A 4,810-nucleotide genomic window follows, 5' to 3' on the forward strand; every position below is an offset into this window, starting at 1 on the left:
TGCGGCGGCCGCGCGCCTGACGCCGCGGCCCAAGCCCGCGGCGTTCGGTGTGCGATGGCACGCCCCGGCATCCGCGCTACCCTGCCGCGCGTGACCCAGGCCGCCGACCCCGCCCTGCTCGCCGAGGCCGAAGCCGCCCGCGCCGCGGCTTATGCGCCCTATTCCGGCTTCCAGGTCGGCGCCGCGCTGCTCTGCGCCGATGGCAGCATCCAGCGCGGCTGCAACGTCGAGAATGCCAGCTACCCCGCCGGCATCTGCGCCGAGCGCACCGCGCTTGCCGCCGCCGTGGCACGCGGCCAGCGCCGCTTCCTCGCCATCGCCATCGCCGGCCCGCCGGGCGTGGCGATCAGCCCCTGTGGCATCTGCCGCCAGGTCCTGTCGGAGTTCTCGCCGGACGGCGCGCTGCGGGTGATCGCGCGCGATGCGACCGGCACGCCGCAGGCCACCACCATCGCCGCCCTGCTGCCCGGCGCTTTCGGACCGGCCCAGCTGGGCGGCTGACCACCGCGGGAACCCGCGCCGGCGCGGCGATCTTCTGCAGGCATGCGCCGCATCCTGCCGCTGCTCTGCTTCCTTGCCGCCTGCGCCGATACGCCGCAGCCGCCTCCCCCCGCCGCCTGGATCGGCCGCAGCGAGGCGGACCTGGTCGCCAGTCTCGGCGTGCCGAGCCGCAGCTACGAGGTCGAAGGGCGCCGCTTCGTGGCCTACGACACGCCAGTGGCGGCGCCGGGGCCGGCCGTCGTCCCCTCGATCGGCTTCGGCGTCGGCCGCAGCTCGGGCGGCTGGGGCAGTTCGACGGGCTTCGGCACCGGTCTCGGCCTGAGCTTCGGCAATTTCGGCGGCACCGCGCAGCCCTGCACCACGAGCTTCGAGCTGCAGGACGGCCGCGTGGTGGGCGCCGCGCGGCACGGGCCGGGCTGCGGCTGAAGCGCCGCGCTTCGGCGATTCCGCCTTCGCGGATCAGGCGCTAGACCGGCGTAGCCCTGACTGTGTTCAGGGCTACGCCTGTCCAGCTTCTCTGGCCCGGCGATTCACGCCCTTCGCCGTGCCCACCTTCGGTGTGCACACTCAGGGCGATCGCGGGCTAGGCTCTCCGCGCATCGCGCGGGGAGCTGCATGCCCATACGCCCGAAGGTCGCCATCGCCTGCCAGGGCGGTGGCAGCCACGCCGCCTTCACCGCCGGCGCGCTGGAGGCGCTGTTCTCGCCCGCGCATCGCGACCGCTTCGACCTGCTGGCGCTGTCCGGCACCTCGGGCGGCGCGGTCTGCGCCGCCCTCGCCTGGTCCGGCCTGATCGCCGGCGGTGCCGGGGAGGCGGTGCGACGGCTGCGCGGCTTCTGGCACGACCTGGCCGCCAGCGACCCGCTGGAGGCCTGGCTGAACGCCTGGACGCAGCTGCTGCTGGCGCTGCCCGTCACCGCCAATGCCAGCCCCTATGCCTATGCCCCCGCCGCCGAGCCGCGGCTGCGGGAGCTGCTGGAGCGCTGGGTGCGGCCCGAGGAGCTGCCCGCCGCGGGCGCCGCCCGCTCCCGCCCCTTTCTCCGCCTCGGCGTCGCCGACGTGCTGCGCGGCGGCGGCGCCGCGCTGGATGGCGAGAGCGCGGCCTTCTCGCTCTCCGACGTCGTCGCCTCCTGCGCGGTGCCGCCGCTGTTCCGTGCGGTGCAGGCGCGCGGGACGCTGTGGTGGGACGGGCTCTACAGCCACAACCCGCCGCTGCGCGCCCTGCTCGAGCTGCCGGAGAAGCCGGAGGAGATCTGGCTGCTGCGCATCAACCCGCGCCGCCGCGCCGCCGAGCCCCGCAGCTTCGAGGAGATCGACGACCGCCGCAACGAACTGGGCGGCAACGTGCCCGTGGACCAGGAGCTGGACGGGATCGCGCTGGTCAACCGCCTGCTGGCCGCTTCCCCCGTGCTGGGTGACCGCTTCGGCTACCGCCAGGTCACGGTGCGCGAGATCTGCCTGCCGCAGGAGGACCTGCCCTACCGCTCCAAGCTGGACCGCTCCGTGGCGCATCTGGAGCACCTGGCCGCGCGCGGCCGCACCGCGGCGCCGGAGCTGTTCGAGCCTGCCTCCGTGGTGGTGGCACCGGAGGCCTGACGGCCGCGCCTTCCACGCGCCGCGCCGCGCCGCTACGACAGGTTGAGTGCCACGCCCGGGGGGGTTCCGCTTGGCCGAGTTGTTCCGCGACCGACGCTTCCTGGTCATGCTCGCGCTGGGCTTCGCGGCCGGCATCCCGCTGCCGCTGACGGGCTTCACGCTGCGCCAGTGGATGAGCGAGAGCGGGATCTCGCTCGCCGCCATCGGGCTGACCGCGCTGATCGGCCTGGCCTACGCCTTCAAGTTCCTCTGGTCGCCCGTGCTGGACCATGCGGCGCCGCCGCTGTTCCGCGGCCTCGGCCGGCGCCGCGGCTGGCTGGCGACGATCCAGCCGCTGCTGATGCTCGCCATCCTCGCCCTCGGCTTCACCGATCCGCGGACCGCGGCGGAGGTCACCGTCGCCGTCGCCGTACTGGTCGCCTTCCTGTCCGCCAGCCAGGACATCGTGGTGGATGCCTATCGCATCGAGGTGCTGGAGGAACGCCAGCAGGGCTACGGCCTGGCCTGCTACATCTGGGGCTATCGCGGCGCGCTGCTGGCCTCCAACGCGGGCGCGCTGGCGATGGCCGAGTTCGCGGGCTGGACGGCTGCCTTCGCGATGTGCGCCGCGCTGGTCGGCCTCGGCTTCCTCGCCGTGCTGCTCGGGCCGGAGCCCGCTTCGGAACCCGTCGCCGCGCTGCGCTGGTCGCAGCGCATCCGTGCCGCCGTCGTCGATCCCTTCGCCGACTTCATGCGCCGGCGCTACTGGCTGGCCATCCTGCTCTTCGTCGCGCTGTTCAAGCTGGGCGAGGCGCTGGCCGGCGTGATGACGGCGCCTTTCTATCGCGCGCTTGGCTTCAGCCGGCTGGAGGTCGCGGCGGTGGGCAGCGTCTTCGGCCTCTGCGCGACGCTGGGCGGCGTGATGGCCGGCGGCTGGGTGGTGGCGAAGCTCGGCACGGGGCGCGCACTGGTCGTCACCGGCATCCTGCAGATGCTGTCCAACCTGATGTATGTCGCGCTGGCCCAGGCCGGCCATTCGGTGCCGATGCTCTGGGCGCAGGTCGGCGTCGAGAACTTCACGGACGGATTGGCGGACGCCGCCTTCGTCACCTACCTCTCGATGCTGACCAGCCGCGCCTTCACGGCCACGCAGTATGCGCTGCTGTCGTCGCTCGCCGCAGTGCCGCTGCGCACGCTGGCCGGCAGCAGCGGATGGCTGGCGGAGGGGCTGGGCTGGTCCTGGTTCTTCGTGCTGACCACCCTGGCCGCGCTGCCGGCCATGGCGATCATGCTGTTCCTGCTGAAGCGCCTGCCGCCCGACGAATCGCGCCGCGAGCCGGCCGTGCTGCCGATCCCCGAGGAGGCCGCGCGATGAGCGCCTATTGGCTGACGCCGCTGCTGCTGGTCGGCTCCAACATCCTCATGACCTTCGCCTGGTACGGCCACCTGAAGGCGCCGTCCTGGCCGATGTGGGTGGCCATCCTGGTCAGTTGGGGGATCGCGTTCTTCGAATACTGCCTGGCCGTGCCGGCCAACCGCCTGGGCTACGGCACCTTCACCGGCCAGCAGCTGAAGGTCATGCAGGAGGTGATCACGCTGGCCGTCTTCGCGGTGTTCAGCGTCGCCTTCCTGGGCGAGCAGCTGCGCTGGAACTTCCTGGCCGCCGGCGCCTGCCTGGTGGCGGCCGTGGTGTTCATCTTCCTGCCGGTGGAGACCCGCCCGTGATGTCCATCCTGACCACCATCGTCATCGGCTTCCTGGCCGGGGCGCTCGCCAAGTGGCTGACGCCCGGGCGCGGGCCCGGCGGCTTCTTCGTCACGGTCTGCCTCGGCATCGTCGGCGCCATGGTCGGCACCTTCCTGGGCCAGCAACTCGGCTGGTACGCGCAGGGCGAGACGGCCGGGCTGTTCGGCGGCGTGGTCGGCGCGGTGATCGTGCTGGTGGTGTTCCGCGCGCTTGCGCGGGGCTGAACGCCGCTACACCAGCGCGATCACCCGGCCGTGCCCGCCGGTGCCGCCCGCGATCTTCGGCGCGCCGGCGACCAGCGTCGCCCCCGTCGGCGGCAGCGCGCCCAGGTTGGCGACGGCCTCGATGCCCCAGCGCCCGCTGCCCAGCCACTGCGTGTGGAAGGCGAAGGTGGCGGAGGGACCGTGGTCCAGCGACAGCGTGTCCACCGCCACGCCCGCCAGGTTGCGCGCGATCAGCAGCGGCGCGACGTCCGGCCGGAAGCCGGGGAAGCGCATGACGTTGCCGGAGAGGTTGCGGAAGCCGGCGCCGCCCGCCCGCGCGTCCCAGCCGGAATTCAGCGCCAGGCAGGCGCCGGCCGGGATCGGCCCGTGCTGCCGCTCATGCGCGGCGATATCCTCCGGCGTCGCCTCGTAGTCGGGCGCGGCGGCGGCCTGCGTCCGCACGTCCAGCACGACCAGCGGGCAGACCAGGCTTTCCACCGGAATGCGGTCCACCGTGGCGCCGTTCGCCGAGAAGTGGATCGGCGCGTCGAAATGCGTGCCGACATGCTCCGCATAGGTGAAGCGGTTCAGGTTGTAGCCGTCGCGCGCCAGCGTGAAGACCGGCTCCATCTCGAAGGCGGGCGTGCCGCCGAAGGTCGGGAAGTCCGCGCGCAGCGTGTGCGTCAGGTCCAGCACGCGGCTGACGGGCGCGCTGCGCACCGCCTGCGCCGCGGCGGGCTGCGCCGACATGCCGAGCACACTGGCCGCCGCGGCCGCCGCCGCCA

At 73.5% G+C, this 4,810-nt stretch carries 7 protein-coding genes; 6 read left to right on the top strand and 1 reads right to left on the bottom strand.

Features of this window, described 5'->3' with window-relative positions; all coding sequences use genetic code 11:
- Window positions 1-54 precede the first annotated feature (54 nt).
- The 6 genes from OZN99_RS25620 to OZN99_RS25645 all read left to right on the top strand — a co-directional run bounded on the left by OZN99_RS25620 (window position 55) and on the right by OZN99_RS25645 (window position 4,046).
- The gene (locus OZN99_RS25620) at window positions 55-501 is read left to right on the top strand and encodes a cytidine deaminase (RefSeq protein WP_270938066.1); all 447 of its coding nucleotides are present in this window, start codon (window positions 55-57) and stop codon (window positions 499-501) included.
- A gap of 42 nt (window positions 502-543) precedes the next feature.
- Window positions 544-927, top strand: a complete 384-nt coding sequence (locus OZN99_RS25625) for a YdgH/BhsA/McbA family protein (RefSeq protein ID WP_270938067.1) — start codon at window positions 544-546, stop codon at window positions 925-927.
- A gap of 189 nt (window positions 928-1,116) precedes the next feature.
- Window positions 1,117-2,097, top strand: coding sequence for a patatin-like phospholipase family protein (locus tag OZN99_RS25630; protein ID WP_270938068.1), 981 nt, complete (start codon window positions 1,117-1,119; stop codon window positions 2,095-2,097).
- Window positions 2,098-2,167: 70 nt separating this feature from the next.
- Complete coding sequence (locus OZN99_RS25635; RefSeq protein WP_333779772.1) at window positions 2,168-3,451, top strand: AmpG family muropeptide MFS transporter; 1,284 nt, start codon at window positions 2,168-2,170, stop codon at window positions 3,449-3,451.
- Window positions 3,448-3,801: a DMT family protein gene (locus OZN99_RS25640; RefSeq protein WP_270938069.1), complete on the top strand. Its 354-nt coding sequence runs from the start codon at window positions 3,448-3,450 to the stop codon at window positions 3,799-3,801. The genes OZN99_RS25635 and OZN99_RS25640 overlap by 4 nt, the downstream gene beginning before the upstream one ends.
- Window positions 3,801-4,046 (top strand): GlsB/YeaQ/YmgE family stress response membrane protein, encoded by a 246-nt coding sequence (locus tag OZN99_RS25645; protein ID WP_270938070.1) that lies wholly within the window; start codon window positions 3,801-3,803, stop codon window positions 4,044-4,046. The genes OZN99_RS25640 and OZN99_RS25645 overlap by 1 nt, the downstream gene beginning before the upstream one ends.
- Before the next feature lie 6 nt (window positions 4,047-4,052).
- Here OZN99_RS25645 and OZN99_RS25650 read toward each other — a convergent pair.
- Window positions 4,053-4,810 (bottom strand): cyclase family protein (locus OZN99_RS25650; protein WP_270938071.1); only part of this gene is annotated, 758 nt, incomplete at its 5' end.

The organism is Falsiroseomonas oryzae (assembly GCF_027856955.1).
Taxonomy (GTDB): Bacteria; Pseudomonadota; Alphaproteobacteria; order Acetobacterales; family Acetobacteraceae; genus Falsiroseomonas; species Falsiroseomonas oryzae.

Bases quoted from the DNA above. Each gene is read 5' to 3' on its own strand.
- OZN99_RS25620 (WP_270938066.1), top strand. From the start codon at position 55: ATGGCACGCCCCGGCATCCGCGCTACCCTGCCGCGCGTGACCCAGGCC.
- OZN99_RS25625 (WP_270938067.1), top strand. From the start codon at position 544: ATGCGCCGCATCCTGCCGCTGCTCTGCTTCCTTGCCGCCTGCGCCGAT.
- OZN99_RS25630 (WP_270938068.1), top strand. From the start codon at position 1,117: ATGCCCATACGCCCGAAGGTCGCCATCGCCTGCCAGGGCGGTGGCAGC.
- OZN99_RS25640 (WP_270938069.1), top strand. From the start codon at position 3,448: ATGAGCGCCTATTGGCTGACGCCGCTGCTGCTGGTCGGCTCCAACATC.
- OZN99_RS25645 (WP_270938070.1), top strand. From the start codon at position 3,801: ATGTCCATCCTGACCACCATCGTCATCGGCTTCCTGGCCGGGGCGCTC.